The organism is Methylobacterium sp. WL119 (assembly GCF_008039875.1).
GTDB lineage: Bacteria > Pseudomonadota > Alphaproteobacteria > Rhizobiales > Beijerinckiaceae > Methylobacterium.
Genome location: NZ_VRUU01000002.1, coordinates 185,165 through 201,120, shown reverse-complemented (window position 1 = coordinate 201,120; position 15,956 = coordinate 185,165). Strand labels below are relative to the sequence as shown.

The 15,956-nt window shown below is 70.9% G+C and carries 16 protein-coding genes and 1 tRNA gene; 7 read left to right on the top strand and 10 right to left on the bottom strand.

The window, feature by feature from the left end; translation table 11 throughout:
* Nucleotides 1-168 precede the first annotated feature (168 nt).
* Nucleotides 169-423: a hypothetical protein gene (locus tag FV227_RS02075; protein ID WP_187274648.1), complete on the top strand. Its 255-nt coding sequence runs from the start codon at nt 169-171 to the stop codon at nt 421-423.
* Nucleotides 424-496: 73 nt separating this feature from the next.
* Here FV227_RS02075 and FV227_RS02070 read toward each other — a convergent pair whose 3' ends face one another.
* Nucleotides 497-1,246 carry a methyltransferase gene (locus FV227_RS02070; RefSeq protein ID WP_147858194.1) on the bottom strand — a complete coding sequence of 250 codons (750 nt, stop codon included), beginning with the start codon at nt 1,244-1,246 and terminating at the stop codon, nt 497-499.
* A 2-nt stretch (nt 1,247-1,248) separates the two neighbouring features.
* Nucleotides 1,249-1,479, bottom strand: coding sequence for a DUF2007 domain-containing protein (locus FV227_RS02065; protein WP_147725411.1), 231 nt, complete (start codon nt 1,477-1,479; stop codon nt 1,249-1,251).
* Between the two features lie 161 nt (nt 1,480-1,640).
* On the opposite strand from FV227_RS02065, the gene FV227_RS02060 reads away from it, so the two are divergent.
* On the top strand, nt 1,641-2,663 hold the full coding sequence (locus FV227_RS02060; protein WP_147858193.1) for a polyprenyl synthetase family protein: 1,023 nt from the start codon (nt 1,641-1,643) through the stop codon (nt 2,661-2,663).
* Nucleotides 2,664-2,722: 59 nt separating this feature from the next.
* Here the strand turns inward: FV227_RS02060 and FV227_RS02055 are convergent, their stop codons facing one another.
* Nucleotides 2,723-3,598 (bottom strand): 4-(cytidine 5'-diphospho)-2-C-methyl-D-erythritol kinase, encoded by an 876-nt coding sequence (locus tag FV227_RS02055; protein WP_147725413.1) that lies wholly within the window; start codon nt 3,596-3,598, stop codon nt 2,723-2,725.
* 119 nt (nt 3,599-3,717) lie between these two features.
* On the opposite strand from FV227_RS02055, the gene FV227_RS02050 reads away from it, so the two are divergent.
* Complete coding sequence (locus FV227_RS02050; RefSeq protein WP_210246688.1) at nt 3,718-4,062, top strand: nucleotidyltransferase domain-containing protein; 345 nt, start codon at nt 3,718-3,720, stop codon at nt 4,060-4,062.
* Nucleotides 4,046-4,486, top strand: a complete 441-nt coding sequence (locus FV227_RS02045) for a HEPN domain-containing protein (protein WP_187274647.1) — start codon at nt 4,046-4,048, stop codon at nt 4,484-4,486. The genes FV227_RS02050 and FV227_RS02045 overlap by 17 nt, the downstream gene beginning before the upstream one ends.
* A 7-nt stretch (nt 4,487-4,493) precedes the next feature.
* Here the strand turns inward: FV227_RS02045 and FV227_RS02040 are convergent, their stop codons facing one another.
* The gene (locus tag FV227_RS02040; RefSeq protein ID WP_147725415.1) at nt 4,494-6,362 is read right to left on the bottom strand and encodes a tetratricopeptide repeat protein; all 1,869 of its coding nucleotides are present in this window, start codon (nt 6,360-6,362) and stop codon (nt 4,494-4,496) included.
* A gap of 277 nt (nt 6,363-6,639) precedes the next feature.
* On the bottom strand, nt 6,640-8,313 hold the full coding sequence (locus tag FV227_RS02035; RefSeq protein ID WP_147725416.1) for an electron transfer flavoprotein-ubiquinone oxidoreductase: 1,674 nt from the start codon (nt 8,311-8,313) through the stop codon (nt 6,640-6,642).
* 228 nt (nt 8,314-8,541) lie between these two features.
* Between FV227_RS02035 and FV227_RS02030 the strand changes: the two genes are divergently transcribed.
* Both FV227_RS02030 and FV227_RS02025 read left to right on the top strand, forming a co-directional pair.
* Complete coding sequence (locus FV227_RS02030) at nt 8,542-9,438, top strand: uracil-DNA glycosylase (RefSeq protein ID WP_147858206.1); 897 nt, start codon at nt 8,542-8,544, stop codon at nt 9,436-9,438.
* Nucleotides 9,439-9,525: 87 nt separating this feature from the next.
* Nucleotides 9,526-10,437 carry a neutral zinc metallopeptidase gene (locus FV227_RS02025; protein WP_147728610.1) on the top strand — a complete coding sequence of 304 codons (912 nt, stop codon included), beginning with the start codon at nt 9,526-9,528 and terminating at the stop codon, nt 10,435-10,437.
* Nucleotides 10,438-10,566: 129 nt separating this feature from the next.
* Here FV227_RS02025 and FV227_RS02020 read toward each other — a convergent pair.
* Together FV227_RS02020 and FV227_RS02015 are read right to left on the bottom strand one after the other, a co-directional pair.
* Nucleotides 10,567-10,641 (bottom strand) — tRNA-Val (locus tag FV227_RS02020).
* 176 nt (nt 10,642-10,817) lie between these two features.
* A complete protein-coding gene (locus tag FV227_RS02015; RefSeq protein WP_147728608.1) occupies nt 10,818-11,126 on the bottom strand; it encodes a hypothetical protein in 309 nt (102 codons plus the stop codon).
* 173 nt (nt 11,127-11,299) lie between these two features.
* Between FV227_RS02015 and gltX the strand changes: the two genes are divergently transcribed.
* Entirely contained in the window at nt 11,300-12,643 is a 1,344-nt protein-coding gene (gltX, locus tag FV227_RS02010) for a glutamate--tRNA ligase (protein ID WP_147858192.1), read from the top strand.
* Between the two features lie 43 nt (nt 12,644-12,686).
* Here gltX and FV227_RS02005 read toward each other — a convergent pair whose 3' ends face one another.
* Genes FV227_RS02005 through FV227_RS01995 form a run of 3 tightly spaced genes read right to left on the bottom strand, consistent with a single transcriptional unit; the run spans nt 12,687 to nt 15,732 of the window.
* Entirely contained in the window at nt 12,687-13,028 is a 342-nt protein-coding gene (locus FV227_RS02005) for a DUF1491 family protein (RefSeq protein ID WP_147728606.1), read from the bottom strand.
* Between the two features lie 56 nt (nt 13,029-13,084).
* Nucleotides 13,085-13,804, bottom strand: a complete 720-nt coding sequence (locus FV227_RS02000; RefSeq protein ID WP_147858205.1) for a peptidoglycan-binding domain-containing protein — start codon at nt 13,802-13,804, stop codon at nt 13,085-13,087.
* Between the two features lie 32 nt (nt 13,805-13,836).
* Complete coding sequence (locus FV227_RS01995) at nt 13,837-15,732, bottom strand: PAS domain-containing sensor histidine kinase (RefSeq protein ID WP_147858191.1); 1,896 nt, start codon at nt 15,730-15,732, stop codon at nt 13,837-13,839.
* Between the last annotated feature and the right edge of the window lie 224 nt (nt 15,733-15,956).

Here is a 15,956-nt window from a genome sequence, read left to right as displayed (position 1 = left end):
CAAGGCTTGCGGAGCAGGGCGCGTCGTTTCGCGGCCTGCCGATCGAACCGAATCGCGCCGGCCGCCGTTTCCGGCGCGGCGGAGCGTTCTCCGCCCGGGCGGGGCCCGACCCATCGCCCGTCGCACAGGCAAGGAGAGGACGTCTCGATGCGATCCTGGAGATTTGTGATGGTCGTGCTCGCGCTGCTCGGCGGCGCGCCGGGCCTGAGCCTCTCGGCGAAGGCCGCCCCGATGACGGTGCCGATCACCGCCGCGCAGAACGATGCCGCGCCGCTGGTGCAGAATGCCCGCTGGCACGGCCGCCGCCATTGGCACCGCCACCATCGCTGGCACCGGCATCACCGCTGGCACCGTCACCATCACTGGCGCCGGCATCATCACCACCACCATCACGGTCATCATCGCCGGCTGCGGTTCTACTGAGGTTTTGCGAGGGGGGCGTCCGGGACGCCCCCCTCTTTTCATGCGTCGCGGATGATTTGCCCCGCATACACCTTCACGCCGGCCAGGGCCGGCCACGGTGCAGGGCGTCCGCCTCGGCGGTGAAGCCGCCGTCCGCCCCCTGCAGGACGAGCGGCGGATGCAATTCGAGCGCGGCACGGCTTCCCTTGGTCGCGCGGACGAGGATGCGGATCGCCGGACGCTCGGCGCGGGCGTGGACCGGACGGATCGCGACGCCGCCGAACCGGTTGCGCAGGGCTTCGAGGCAAAGCGGCAGGGCGTCGGCCCGATGGATCAACCCGAGCCGACCGTCCGGTCGAAGCAGGTCGGTGCAGGTCCGGATCCAGCGCTCCAACCCGCCCACAGGGAAGTCGTGGGCGGCGGCCTTGCCCGCGTCCGGCGACGGGCGGTGACGTCCCGCCTCGAAGAACGGCGGGTTGGTGAGCACGATGTTGGCGCAGCCCGTTGCGAGGCCGGCGCTGCGGCGATCGGCACCGGAGGCGAGCACGTCGGCCTCGACCACCGTCACCCGGTCGGCCATCGCGTTCAGCTCGGCGTTCCGGCGCGCCAGCGCGGCGATCTCGGGCGCGCGCTCGACCAGCACGATGCGGCTGCCGGATTCGCGGATGCCGACGGCGAGCCCGACCGCCCCCGTCCCGGCCCCGACGTCGCAGACGACGTCGCCCGGCTTCGGCTCGATCCACCGCGCCAGCAGGACCGCGTCGGTCCCGGCTCGATGGCTGCCGCTCGGCGGCTGCAGCAGGCGCAGGGTTCCGCCGAGAAAGTCGTCCGGCACCTCGGCCATGATCAGGGGTTCGCGTCGCGAAGCTCGTGCGCGAGCCCGGCGTCGCGCAGGAGCCGGCGCGCCTGCGCGGCATGATCGCCGGGCACCAGCAGGCGCCGGGGGAAGGCGCCGATCGAGCCCTCCATCAGGCTCATGTGGTTGTCGGCAACGAGCACCGGAATGTCGGCGCCTTCGAGCAGCGATTGCGCGAAGCCGATCAGGACGATGTCGTTGGTGCGGATCAGCTCGGTCATCACAACCCTGTTCGCGATGGAGGGCGCTTTCGTCGCGTGCGCGCTGGCGTGCGCCGGCACCATATCCGGTTTCGCGGACGCATGTTGCGGTGCCCTCAAGCGCATGCGAAGGGGTGGCGCATCGCGCGCTGCAGTCGAAATCGGTCTGGAGGCATCGGACCTTGGGTGTCGTCGTTTCCATCGAAGAAGGCCGCCCCGACGCGGAAGCGAGCCTCGCCGACCTCGTGGCCCTGGTGTCGGGCGGCATGGAGCGGGTGAACGCCCAGATCCTGTCGCGCACCGGTTCCGACGTGGCGATGATCCCCGAGGTCGCCAACCACCTGATCGATTCCGGTGGCAAGCGCCTGCGCCCGATCCTCACCCTGGCGAGCGCCGACCTCTGCGGCTATTCCGGCCACGACGGGGACGTGAAGCTCGCCGCCAGCGTCGAGTTCATGCACACCGCGACCCTGCTGCACGACGACGTGGTGGACGGCAGCGACATGCGCCGCGGCCGGGTCGCGGCGCGGATCAAGTGGGGCAACGAGGCGAGCGTGCTCGTCGGCGACTTCCTGCTTGGGCAAGCGTTCCGGATGATGGTTGAGGTCGGCTCCCTGCGCGCCCTCGACATCCTCTCGGCCGCCGCCACGGTGATCGCCGAGGGCGAGGTCATGCAGCTCACCGCCGCCAAGAACACCGGCACCTCGGAGGACGCGTACCTCGCGGTGATCCGTGCCAAGACCGCGGAGCTGTTCGCCGCCGCCTGCGAGGTCGGTCCGGTGCTCGCCGGGCGCCCGGTCGCCGAGCAGGAGGCCTGCCGCGCCTACGGCATGAACCTCGGCATCGCCTTTCAGCTCATCGACGACGTGCTCGACTACGGCGGCACCAGCGCAGTGCTCGGCAAGAACGTCGGCGACGATTTTCGCGAAGGCAAGATCACCCTGCCGATCGTGCTCGCCGTCCGCCGCGGCACCGAGGAGGAGCGCGCCTTCTGGCGCCGGACTCTGGAGCAGGGTGCGCTGGAAGACGGCGATCTCGAGACCGCGCACGCGATCCTGCGGCGCCACCACGCCCTCGAGGAGACGGTCGCCCGCGCGCGCGACTACGGCACGCTGGCACGGGATGCGCTCGATCCCTTCCCCGAAAGCCCGATGAAGTCGGCGCTGCTGCAGGTCGTGGATTTCTGCGTTTCGCGCGTCCACTGATCCGCACGCGGCGGCCCTCGAACCACTCCACAGATCCTCTCGACGCTTCCGCCCGTCCGTCAGCGCAGGTAGGTCGCGACCGTCCACCACGTCGGCTGCGTCGAACCGATCGCGCGCGCGGCCCGCGACGCCGAATGACGATCGGCGAAGACCGCGAACACCGTCGCGCCCGAACCCGACATCCGCGCAAGCCGGCAGCCCGCCTGGGTGCGGAGCGCCGCGAGCGCGGTGCCGATCGCCGGCGCCACGGTCAGCGCCGGGGCTTCGAGGTCGTTGCGCGCCGGCCCGATCGCCGCGACCAGAGCCTCGACCCCGGATCCCGGGCCGATCTCAGGATGGGGCACGCCGTTCAAGGCATCGCCGACCCGGAGGCCGAGCGCCTTGAACACCGGTGCCGTCGGCACCGGCACGCCGGGGTTGATCAGCACCGCCGGGAACGGCTGCATTCCGAGCGCCGGGCCGATCTCCTCGCCGGCGCCGCGCATCATGCGGGCCCGCGGATCGAGGCAGACCGGCACGTCGGCCCCGGTGGCCCGCGCGGCAGCGACCACCGCCGGATGGTTGAGGGGCAGGCCGTTCAGCTCCGCGAGCAGGCGCAGCGCCGCGGCCGCATCCGACGACCCTCCGCCGATCCCCGCCGCCACCGGCAGCCGCTTGACGAGATCGAACGCGCCGAGCCTGAGATCGGGCAACGCCTCCGCGAGGTGCCGGGCCGCCCGCACGACGAGGTTGTCGCCGGTCGGGCCGGCCGGTCCCGCGGTGGGGCCGCTCACCGAGAGCGACAGCTCCGGGCCGGGATCAAGCGTCAGCGCATCGCCGACGCCGGCGAACGCCACCAGGCTTTCCAGCATGTGATAGCCGTCGCCGGGGCGACGCCCGAGCACGTGCAGGGTCAGGTTGATCTTCGCCGGGGCGCGGGTGGTGAGCAGGGGCACGGGCTCTCGTCGGGGCGATGACTTGGAGCGGCAGGCCATACGAGGCGGGCGCCAGCGCGGCAACCCGCAGGCGTACGCCCGGCATTGTCGGCCCGCCAAGGCCGGCCTAGGATCGCACGGTGTCCCGATCCAACTACGCCGATCCGCTGCCGGACGACCTCGCCACGTTAATCGCGGCGATCCGCACCCGCATGCGACCGCGGGCGATCTGGCTGTTCGGGAGCAGGGCCCGCGGCGATCATCGTGCTGACAGCGATTGGGACCTCGTCGTCGCGGTGCCGGACGATGTTTCCGACGATGCGCTCGATCCCATCATCGGGTGGTCGATCGGCCGCGAAGCCGGCATCTCCGCCACGATCCTGGCCGCCCGCGAAAGCGAGCTGGCCGAAAGCTGGGGCGTCCCGAATACGCTGAGCTATGCCCTCGCCCGCGAAGGCCAGAGACTCGATGTCCAAGGGGCGTAGGATCGCGACCTGCCTCGAGCTTGCCCGCGATTGTGCGAAGGATGCTCGCATCCTGCTGAAGGCCGAGTCGCGGAACGCTGCCTACTTGGCGTCGCAGGCCGCCGAACACCTGATCACGGCCGTCGCCACGGCCGAGGGCATCCACATCGAGCGAAAGGACGCCCACCAGCTCGATACCATCGTTCGGAAGATCCCGGAGGAAAACCCGGACCGCCGGGCGCTCGCAGCGATCACGTTCCTGGAAGCCTACGCGACCAGCTATCGCTACGGGACACCGACAGGGCGTGTTCCGGCTACCCCGTCATCCGACCGCGTCGAGGACGCACTTGCAGCGATCGATGGGCTGATCGTATCCCTCGAAAAGCATTTCGCGGTCGAAGCCGAAGTCGGCGGGACCGCGTCGAACCCGGTCCCGCGTCGATAAGCCTGCTTCAGCCGCCGCTCTTCTTGTCGGCCGAGCCCGGCGCCTCGCTCGGGGCCGGGGCGCCCTTCGGCAGTTCCGGGTTCTCGGCGTTGTGCGGCGCGGCCACCGGAGCCGGCGGGTTCTCCGCCGTGGCGGTCGGCTTGTCAGTATCGGGCAGGCCGTTCTTCAGCTTCTCGTTGATCTGCACGAGGTCGTCGGGCTCGGGGTTCAGGTCCTTGGCGTGCTGCCACTGGAACTTGCCTTCGAGGCGCCGGCCGGAGCGCCAGTAGGCGTCGCCGAGGTGGTCGTTGATGGTCGGGTCGCCCGGCTTCAGCTCCACGGCCTTCTCGAGCTCGCGCACCGCGTCGTCCCAGCGCCCGAGGCGGAAATAGGCCCAGCCGAGGCTGTCGACGATCATGCCGTCGCGCGGGCTGGCGTCGGCCGCCTGCTTCAGCAGCTTGAAGGCGTCGTCGATGTTGATCTTCTGGTCGACCCAGGAATAGCCGAGATAGTTCAGCACCTGCGCCTTCGCCGCCGGCTGGCTCGCCGGCACGAGCTCCAGAGCCTTCTTCAGGTCGGCCTCGGCCTTCGGCCATTGCTTGGCCCGCTCGTAGGCGGTGCCGCGGAAATAGTAGGTCGTCCAGAAGTTCGCCTGCGGCCGGTCGCCGATGAGCGCGATCGCGCGGCTGTAGGTCTCGGCCGCCTCCTCGTACTTCTTGCGCGAGCGCTGCACGTTGCCGAGCGCGGTGATGATGTCGATGTCGTCGGGATGCGCCTTCATCGCGGCGTCGAGGTACTGCAGCGCCTCATCGCCCTTGCCGGCCTGCTCGAGGTTGAGGCCGATCTGGATGTCGGCGTTGAGCTTCAGCGGCGAGGTCGCCGGGATCTGGGCGTAGGCCTCGTTCGCCTTCTCCGGCTGCTTCATCCGGTCGAGGGTGTCGGCGAGCGTCAGGCGCGCCAGCGCATGCTCGGGGGCGAGGTAGAGGGCGAGCCGGAGGTAGACCACCGCCGGCAGCTCGTCGCCCTGCGTCGATCCGGCCGAGCCGAGCCCGTACAGGACCTCGCCGGCGCCTTCCTGCGCCGTGGTGACGAGGCGGGCGAGCGGCTTGCCGGCCTTCAGCTTGTCGAGGGCGTCGCGCACGATCGGGTGGCGCGGCATCAGCGCGTCGAAGTCGGTATAGGCCTGGATCGCGAGGTCGGTGCGGCCGGCATTGGCCTCGAACCGCGCGTAGGCGTCGACGATGCGCAGGGTGTTCTTGTCGGCGTCGTAGGCCGCCTTGAGGCGGCGCTCGGCCTCGGCCTGGTCGCTGGTGACGCTGGCGATCAGGCCGGCATGATAATCGCGGAAGGTGTTGTAGTAGCGCTCGCCCTTGAGCTTGCTCACGGTCTCGAGCGCGCGCTTGCCGTCGCCGGCACCCGCATAGGCCCAAGCGGTGAGGAGTGTCGCGGTGAGGTCGGCGGCAGCCCCGCGTCCGCTGCGCGAAAAGTTCTGGCGGGCGGCGGCCCACTGGCCGGCCTTGATCTGGCGCACGCCGAGCGACAGCTGCGCCAGCCCGTTGGTCGAGTCGCGGTTGACGAGGCGTTCGGCCGCGCGGAACGCGTCGGGCAGGGCGCCGTCGGCGAGCAGCGAGACGAAGGCTCGCTCCAGCAGATCGGTGTTGCGCGGGTCGGCCTTCACCGCCTCGCGGTAGAAGCTCGCCGCCGCCGCGGTGTCGCGGGAGGCCCCGGCGATGTAGGCCGAGAGGAAATTGCCCTCGAGCGACTCCGCCGGCTCGTACTCCGACATCGGGCTGGATTCGCGCGGCTGCATCGCGAACGCTTGCCCGCCGAGCGACACGCTCGCGGCGAGCGTCAGGGCGAGCACCGTGCGGGTGCGGCGGGGACGGACATCGGTCATGGGCACCGTTCACGGCTCCTGCGGGCGCCTGCCCATCGCGGCCAGGCGGCGCCGAATTCGGCGGGGACACTGGACTCTTCCCGCCATGCCCGCAAGGCGAAAGGATGGCGCGGGCCCGACCGCCGGACGCCGCCGGACCCGCCGCGATTCGATCGTTCCAGGCCCCGACGGACGACCCTTTCGGCTCGCGCGTCCGGTTCCCGCGAAGCGGGTTCGCCGAGCGAATCCACTCCCCGCGACGTGGATCGCGCGGAGCGGACGAGGCGGATTGATCCGATCACATGTTGGGGTAGTTCGGCCCGCCAGGTCCCTCCGGCGTCACCCAGTTGATGTTCTGGTTGGGGTCCTTGATATCGCAGGTCTTGCAGTGGACGCAGTTCTGCGCGTTGATCTGGTAGCGCACGCCGTCGCCGGCGGCCGCATCCTCGACCCACTCGTAGACGCCCGCCGGGCAGTAGCGCGCGGAGGGCCCGCCGAACACGTCGTGCTCGGAGGTCTTCTGCAGGCCCATGTCCTTGACCTGAAGGTGGGCCGGCTGGTCCTCCTCGTGGTTGGTGTTCGAGAGGTAAACTGAGGACAGCCGGTCGAAGGTGAGCTTGCCGTCGGGCTTCGGGTAGACGATCGGCGTCACCTCGGAGATCGGCTTGGTGCAGGCGTGGTCGGGCTTGCCGTGCTTCAGCGTGCCGAAGATCGAGGCGTTCAGCAGGGTGTTGGACCACATGTCGAGGCCGCCCAAGCCCACGCCCGCGAGCGTGCCGTAGCGCGACCACAGCGGCTTCACGTTGCGGACCGCCTTGAGGTCGGTGCCGATCGCGCTGTCGCGCCAGCCGGCATCGTAGGCGGTGAGCTCGTCGCCCTGGCGCCCGGCCTTCAGCGCGGCGGCGATGGCGTCGGCCGCCTGCATCCCGGAGAGCACCGCATTGTGCGAGCCCTTGATGCGCGGCACGTTCACGAAGCCGGCGGAATCGCCGACGAGGCAACCGCCGGGGAAGACGAGCTTCGGCACCGATTGCCAGCCGCCTTCCATGATCGCGCGGGCGCCGTAGCCGATGCGCTTGGCGCCCTCGAACACCTCGCGGATCATCGGGTGGGTCTTGAAGCGCTGGAACTCCTCGAACGGCGACAGGGTCGGGTTCTCGTAGTTCAGGTGCGTGACGAAGCCGACCGAGAGCAGGTGGTCGTCGAAGTGGTAGAGCCACGAGCCGCCGCCGGCCTTGTTCGGCAGCGGCCAGCCCATCGAGTGCCGCACCAGGCCCGGCTCGAACTTGCCGGGGGCGAGCTGCCACAGCTCCTTCACGCCGAGCCCGTACTTCTGGTGGTCGCTGTGCCGGTTGAGCTGAAACCGGTCGATCACCGTCTTGGTCAGCGAGCCGCGTGCGCCCTCGCCGAAGATCACGTACTTGCCGCGCAGCTCCATGCCGCGGGTGTAGTCGTCGCGCGGCTCGCCCGACTTGGCGATGCCGAGGTCGCCGGTGGCGACGCCGACGACGACGCCCCGGTCGTCGTAGAGCACCTCGGAGGCCGGGAAGCCGGGATAGATCTCGACGCCGAGCGCCTCGGCCTTCGCGCCGAGGTACTTGGTCACGTTCGACAGCGAGCCGACGAAGTTGCCGTGGTTCGACATGAACTTCGGGAAGAACAGGTTCGGCAGGGTGACGCCGCTGTTCTTGGTCAGGAACAGGAACTCGTCGCGCTCCACCGCGGTCTTCAGCGGCCGCTCGGGATCGTCGCGCCAGTCCGGCACGAGGACGTCGAGGCCCGACGGGTCGATCACGGCGCCCGACAGGATGTGGGCGCCGACCTCGGAGCCCTTCTCCACGACGACCACGTTGACCTCGTCGCCGCTTTCGAGCGCGTGCTGCTTCAGGCGGATGGCGGCGGCGAGCCCGGCCGGCCCCGCGCCGACGACGACCACGTCGAAATCCATGCCCTCGCGTTCGGGATGCGCCATGCCTGTCGTCTCCTGCCGTGTCTCGTTCGTGCGCGCGGACCGTGCGTCCCCGCCGTCCGATCGTTCGATGCGCCGTTGCCGTCGTTCTGAACCCGTTCCAATGTAGGTTGGCAAGCCGCTGCTGGCAGGGGATCGGGCGCGGGAGCGGCCAAGTTGCGCAGCGTCGCGGCCTGACGCCGACCGGAATGCCGCGTTGTCCACAGGCGTGCGAAGCCCCACATGATGTTCATGACCTCGTCGGCGGACGCACAGCGCGACCTGATCGCGTACCTCGATTTCCATGTGGAGAGCGGCGTCGACCTCGCCCTCGACGAGGCGCCCCACGACCGCTTCCGGGAAGCCGACACCCCGGCGCCGACCCTGCGTCACAGCGCGCCCGTGCGCGAGGCGCAGGTGGACGCGCCGCGCCGGGAACAGCCGGAAGCGCCGCGCCGCGAGCTGCCGCCGCGAGGCGATCCGCCGCCGGCGCCCGAGAAGGCTGCGCCGCGCACCTACGGGCAGTCGGCATCGGCGAAGCCCGAGGATGCGGCGATCGATGCGCGGGCACGGGCGAAGGATGTCGGGACGCTCGAGGAGCTCGAGGCGTTGATGGCGACCTTCGACGCCTGCCCGCTGAAGTTCACCGCGAAGAACCTCGTCTTCGCCGACGGCAATCCGGCCGCGAAGCTGATGTTCATCGGCGAGGCGCCCGGCGCCGACGAGGACCGCATCGGCAAGCCGTTTATGGGCCGCTCGGGCCAGCTGCTCGACCGGATGATGGCGGCGATCGGCCTCGACCGGACCAAGGCCTACGTCGCCAACGTGGTGCCCTGGCGGCCGCCGGGCAACCGCGAGCCGACGATCCAGGAATTGGCCGTGTGCCGGCCGTTCCTGGAGCGCCAGATCGAGCTGGCCGACCCCGACATCATCGTCTGCCTCGGCAGCCCGGCGACGAAGGCGATCACCGGCACCAAGGACGGCATCCTGAAGGCGCGCGGGCGGTTCTACCCCTACGCGATGCCTCACCGCACCGTGCGGGCCCTCGCCACCCTGCACCCGGCCTACCTGCTGCGGCAGCCGATGCAGAAGCGGCTCGCCTGGCGCGATTTCCGGCTGCTGCGCACCGCGCTCGACGGAAAAGCTTGACCGTTCCGGCGGAACCGTCCTTCGGCCTGTGTCATTACCCTGCGACTCGCGATAACGGCGTCGTGAGAACGAGTGGCGGTCGAGACCATGCGCTGGGACGATTTTCGGAGTTCGGACAACGTCGAGGATCGTCGCGGCGAGGGCGGCGGTGGCGGGATGGGCTTTCCGGGCGGCGGCGCCGGCGGCCTCGGCATCGGCGCGATCGTCGTCATCCTGATCATCAGCTGGGTCACGGGCATCAACCCGGCGATCCTGATGGGGGGCGCCGAGCAGATCACCCGTGGCGGCGGCAGCCAGCGCGAGGAGCCGGCCGATCCGCAGACCCAGACGCGCCGCAAGACCGCGCCGACCGACGACAGCGGCCGCTTCGCCTCCAAGATCCTCGGCAACACCGAGGACGTATGGAGCCAGATCCTGCCGAACCAGACCGGCAAGCAGTACACCCCGACGACGATGGTGCTCTACACCGGCGGCACCCGCAGCGGCTGCGGCTCGGCCCAGGCCGCGATGGGCCCGTTCTACTGCCCGCTCGACAAGAAGGTCTATCTCGACACGGGCTTCTTCAAGGAGATGGAGCAGAAGTTCGGCGTGAAGGGCGACTTCGCCTACGCCTACGTCATCGCCCACGAGGTCGGCCACCACGTGCAGGACGTCCTCGGCATCCTCGGCAAGGTGCAGGCCCGGCAGCAGCAGGCGTCCTCGAAGCGAGACGCCAACGCGCTCTCCGTGCGGATCGAGCTGATGGCCGACTGCCTCGCCGGCGTCTGGGCCAAGAACTCCAACGACAAGTACAACGCGCTCGAGCAGGGCGACATCGACGAGGCGATGAACGCGGCGAGCGCGATCGGCGACGACAAGCTGCAGAAGCAGAGCCAAGGCTACGCCGTGCCGGATTCGTTCACCCACGGCTCGTCCGAGCAGCGCCAGCGCTGGTTCATGAACGGCTACAAGAGCGGCCAGACGAAGTCCTGCGACACGTTCCGGACCGCGAACAACTGACCCTCGCCAGCTTGCTCCCTCCTCTGCGGGGGAAGCGATGCGGCTCCCGACGATTCCGAGCGCTCGGGCTGGCACGCACGAGCGCTCGCCGCGCGTCGAACCATGCCGTGACGGCAATGCGGGGGAGAATGGTGGACGGTGCAGGGATCGAACCTGCGACCTTTCCCGTGTGAAGGGAACGCACTACCGCTGTGCTAACCGTCCGTACCGCGCGGCGACACGCTGTCGCCGCGACCGGGGCGACTGGCGCTGGCGCCTTCGATCCCGGGACGAGGGCCTTCTAGGGCGGGGTAGGCGGCGGCGTCAAGCTGCAGAACCGGCGCGACCGCCCACCAATGTCGACGGCCGCGCCGGCTCCGATCGGAAAACCGCCTCGGGCCCTACTGGCCGCCGGCGTTGCCGCCGCCGCCGCGGCCCATCTGGGGAACGCCGCGCTCGGGCTGGTCGGCGTTGCCGCCCGCCGCGGAATCCGTCGTGACCGTCGCCGCGCCGGTGCCGGTCGGCGCGACCACGGCGCCGGCCCCGGAGCCGCTGTTGGTGGCGCCACCCGGAACCGCGACGGTGCCCGGCGGCGTGCCCGGCGCGACCTGCTGAGGCGGGTTCGGCTGGCGGATCGGTGCCGGTGCGTTGCTCTGGGCGAAGGCCGGCGTCGCCGCGGCGACGACGGTGGCGAGGAGAATCGATCGCATCGGAGGGTGATCTCCCTGGATAGTGGACGCCGCGCTGCGCGCAGCCGGTCGAACGACACAGGTCTTCAACCGCGAAACCCGACGCGCGTTTCCATCGGTCCTCGCGGGGCGTGCGGCTCCCTCCGTCCGACGGGCTGTGGCCGAGCGGGTCGATTGGGGGTTATGAGCCCAGCATGGCTCCTCTCGTCCGCTTCGCGCCGTCTCCGACCGGCTTCCTCCACATCGGCAATGCGCGCCCGGCGCTGCTGAACGCGCTGTTCGCCCGCGCGCGCGGCGGCCGCTTCCTGCTCCGGCTGGACGACACCGACCGCGAACGCTCGACCGAGGCCTTCGCCGAGGCGATCGAGACCGACCTCGCCTGGCTCGGCATCGTGCCGGATCTACGCGCCCGCCAATCCGACCGGACCGCGATCTACGACGCGGCCGCCGACAGGTTGAAGGCGTTCGGCCGACTCTATCCCTGCTACGAGACGTCGGAGGAGCTGGAGCGGCGGCGCAAGCGCCAGCTCGGCCGCGGCCTGCCGCCGATCTACGACCGCGCCGCGCTCGCCCTCACCGCCAACGAGCGGGCGGCGATGGAGGCCGAGGGCCGCATCCCGCATTGGCGCTTCAAGCTCGAGCCGCGCGTCGTCGCCTGGGACGACCTCGTCCGCGGCGAGGCCCATGTCGACTGCGCCTCGCTCTCGGACCCGGTGCTGGTGCGGGCCGACGGCAGCTACCTCTACACGCTGCCCTCGGTGGTCGACGACGACGACCTCGGCGTCACCCACGTGATCCGCGGCGAAGACCACGTCACCAACACCGGCGTTCAGGTGCAGATCTTCGAGGCGCTGGCGGCGACGCTGCCGATCTTCGGCCACCACAACCTGCTGACCACGGCGGACGGGGAGGGGCTTTCCAAGCGCCTCGGCCACCTCTCGCTGCGGTCCTTGCGCGAGGCGGGCTACGAGCCGGCCGCCGTCCGCTCGCTCGCCGTGCTGACCGGATCGGCGGAGGCGGTCCGCGCCGTCGCGACGCTGGACGAGCTCGCCGGCCTCGTCGACCTCGCCCACATCTCGCGGGCGCCGGCAAAGTTCGACCCGCACGAGCTCGACGGGCTCAACGCCCGCATCCTGCACGCTATGCCCTTCGCCGACGCCGCCGAGCGCCTGGACGCGCTCGGCATCCCGGCCGCGGTCGCCGAGCCGCTGTGGCTCGCGGTGCGGGCCAACCTGCACAGGATCGACGAGGTCCGGGACTGGTGGGGGGTGGTGGCCGGGCCGGTGACACCGGTGATCGCAGACGCCGCCGTGACGGCGGCGGCCCTCGACACCCTTCCGCCCGAACCCTACGGACCCGAAACCTGGAAGGCCTGGACGACGACGATCCGCGAGCGGACCGGCGCCAAGGGCAAGGCGCTGTTCATGCCGCTGCGCCTGGCGCTCACGGGGCTGGAGCACGGGCCCGACCTTGCGGGCCTGCTGCCGCTGATCGGCCGGGACCGCGCCGGGCGACGGCTCGCCGGAGAGACCGCCTGAGACGCCGCCTCCCGGGCGGATCCTGGAAAAACGTCGGCCGGCTCTACTCGGCGAGATCGAGGAGATGGCGGCCCTCGCGATCGTCGATCTCGATGATCCACAGGTCGGAATCGAACCGGATCTCCTTGGTCAGGCGCTCCTCCGCATCGAGCGGCGTGCCCTCCGAGACCATCGCCACGAAGCGACGCCCGCCGGTATCCTCGTCCTCGAACAGCGCTTGCGGCGCCGGCCCGTAGAGGTCGGCGCGGCCGTCGAGGCGATCGACCTTGACGAAGATCGCGCCGGCCTCCGCCGCGCCCCGGCGGCGCTGCACCGCGGAGATCCCCTCGACGGCCAGTCGCCGCAGATGGGCCGAAACCCAGAAATCGGAGCGCAGGCGCGGCATGGACCCTCCCGGTGCGGATGCGCGCCGGGCATGCGCAGCGCCGGACCACGATGCAATCAGGCCGGGGGCAGGGCCGCGCGGGCGGCGAGCTCGCGAAGCGTGCGGCCAGCGGCCTCGCCCTTCACCGGCAGCTTGCGGTCGCGCTCGAACTTCTCGATCGCCGCGCGGGTGGTCGCTCCCATCAGCCCGTCGGCCTTGAGCGGGCCGTAGCCGAGCTTCGACAAGGCCTTCTGCGCCTGCATCACCGCCGGCTGCGGCTTGGGCGGCGCGACGGCACTCTTGGGCGTCACCGAAGCGGTCGTCTCGTCGGATCGGATCAGGTCGGCGATCGGATCGCGGGCGGCGGGCCTGGCGGCCTCTGCTGCCTTGAGAGGCGTGCGCGCCGTCTCGGCCGGCCGGTCGGCATCGGCGACCTTCTCAGGTACCGACCTCGCGGCGGGGTCCTTTCTCGCGGCATCCTTGCTCACCGCATCCTTGCTCATCGCATCTTGGCGGATCACGATCTTTGGCAGGATCGGGGCCGGGTGGCGCCCGTTCTGGTAGCCGAGGGCGTTCATCGAGACGACCACCACTGCGCCGAACGCGACCACGCCGCCGAACAGCGCGCCGGGATTGCGCCGGCACATCTGGAACGTCCCGCTGGCGACGGCGCCGAGCATCATCCGCCATTCCGACACGTCGGCGGCGGGCCGGCGCTGCGCCGGGCGGCGGGGGGCCTTGGCCGGGCGGGCGCTGCGGGCGTCTCCGGCGACGGTGATCTCGCGATGGTCGCGCATCTCGGACATTCTGTCTCCCCGTTGCGTTTCGATCAGCCGACGCGGCGCAGGCGCGCGGGATCGTCGATCTCCCGCACCACCGTCGGCCCGGTGTCGAACAGGCCGAGCGGCAGCCGCACCACGGCGCCGTGGGCCGAAGCCCTGCCGGCCGGGCGAACCCGGGCGGTGAGCGGCGCGGTGCCGACCGGGCTCTCGGCCGACCGGCAGGCCCTCGGCAGGCTGACGGTGACCGTGGTCCCGGCATCCGGCGCGCTCTCGATCGCGATCGTGCCGCCGTGCAGGCCGACGAGGCCCTGCACCACCGAGAGGCCGAGGCCGGTGCCCTCGTGGGTGCGCTTGTAGCCGCCGGAGCCGGCCTGGAAGAACGGCGTTCCGAGTCGCGGCAGGTCGGCCTCGCGGATGCCGATGCCGGTATCCGACACGATCAGGTCGAGGCCGGCCGCGGTCCGGCGCAGCGCCACCTCGACGCGGCCGCCGGCCGGCGTGAACTTCACCGCGTTCGAGATCAGGTTGATCAGCACCTGGCGGCAGGCGCGCGAATCGGCGGTGATCTCGATCGGGCCGGGCTCGGCGACCTGCGCGAGCACGACGCCGACCGCATCGGCCTTGAGCTTCATCAGGTCGCAGCAGCTGCGCGTCAGCGCCGCCGCGTCGACCAGCTCGGGCGCGTAGTCGAAGTTGCCGCTTTGGATCCGGCTCATGTCGAGCAGCGTGTTGACGACGCTGAGCAGGTGCTGGCCCGAGGCGCCGATGATGCCGGCATATTCCCGCGCCCGCTCCGGTGCGAGCACGACCGCGCCTTCGCCGGCCAGGACCTCGGAGAAGCCAATGATAGCGTTCAGGGGCGTGCGCAGCTCGTGGGTGACGTTGGCCAGGAACCGGCTCTTGACCTCGTCGGCGCGCTCCGCCTCGGCGCGGGCGCGCTCGAGCTCCTCGGCGTGGCGGCGATGCTCGGTCACGTCGCGGGTCACCGCGACGACGCCGACCGGGCCCGACGGCGACTGCGCGATCCGGTGGGCGCGCATCTCGACATGGATCAGCCGCGCGCCGTCCTGTCGCCGGGCGGTCGGGTCGACGTTGAGGCGCAGCTGCACCGTCGCCGGCTTGCCCAGAGCCGCGACATCGCTGATCGCCTGGAGGAAGGCGGGGCGGTCGGCCACGTGCACCCGCTCGAGCAGGCCATGGCCGCGCAGGCGCATCGCATCAGTGCCGACGAGCGTCTCGGCCGAGGCCGACGCCTCGATCACCCGGCCGTTGACGTCGTGCCAGGTCACGAGGTCGTCGATGGCCGCGAGCAGCATCCGGTCGCGGGCCTCGTTGTCCCGCATGCGCTTGCGCCACTGGCCCTCGTTGCGCATCTGCTCCAGCACCTGCGCGGCGACGTGGCCGATCGCGGTGATGGCGAAGACCGGCATCGCGACGGAGGCCGACAGCGCCATGGTCGGGCTCGTGATGATCCACGATCCGGTGAACGCCACGCAGAGGACGCCGACCATCGCGAGCAGCGACGCCGCGACGGTGGCGCGCTTCGAGCCGGAGACCACCGCCTCGAGCGGGATCGCCACGAGCCAGATCGCGGCGGCCGACTGCACGCCGCCGGTGAGGCTGGCGAGGCACACGACGAGGCCGGTGAGGCCGGCCGACGAGACGGCGTGCGCGATCCACAGCGAGCCGGTGCGCGAGAGCAGGACGGCGGCGAGCACGGGCAGGAACAGGCTGGCGATCGCCAGGACCTCGATGCCCGACGGCACGCCGCGCCACAGCAGGTAGGGCGGCAGGCCGGCCATCATCACCGCGCCGGTGGCGAGGCGCGACACGAGGAAGCGCTCGTGGCGGAAGCGCACGCTGGCATCCTCGATCGCTGATTCATGCACGAAGCTCGCGAGGCGGGCGTCGAGCAGCGCGGGCAGCCGGTGTTGAATACGCAAGGCAGATACGCGCAACGCACAAGACCCAAGACCAGGACGGCCAACAACGCGGCATGCCTGGTAATACTCGGCCTTCGCGCCCCCCGGTTCGGTGACGAACGACTAGATCCCGACCCTCGCAGACCCGGCTTAAACGAGTGTTGCGCGTCGGCCCGCGATGGCCGGGATGCTTTCCACAACGTAACCGTGACTACGCGCAGGGTGTCCCCGTCGGGGCTCGTTCA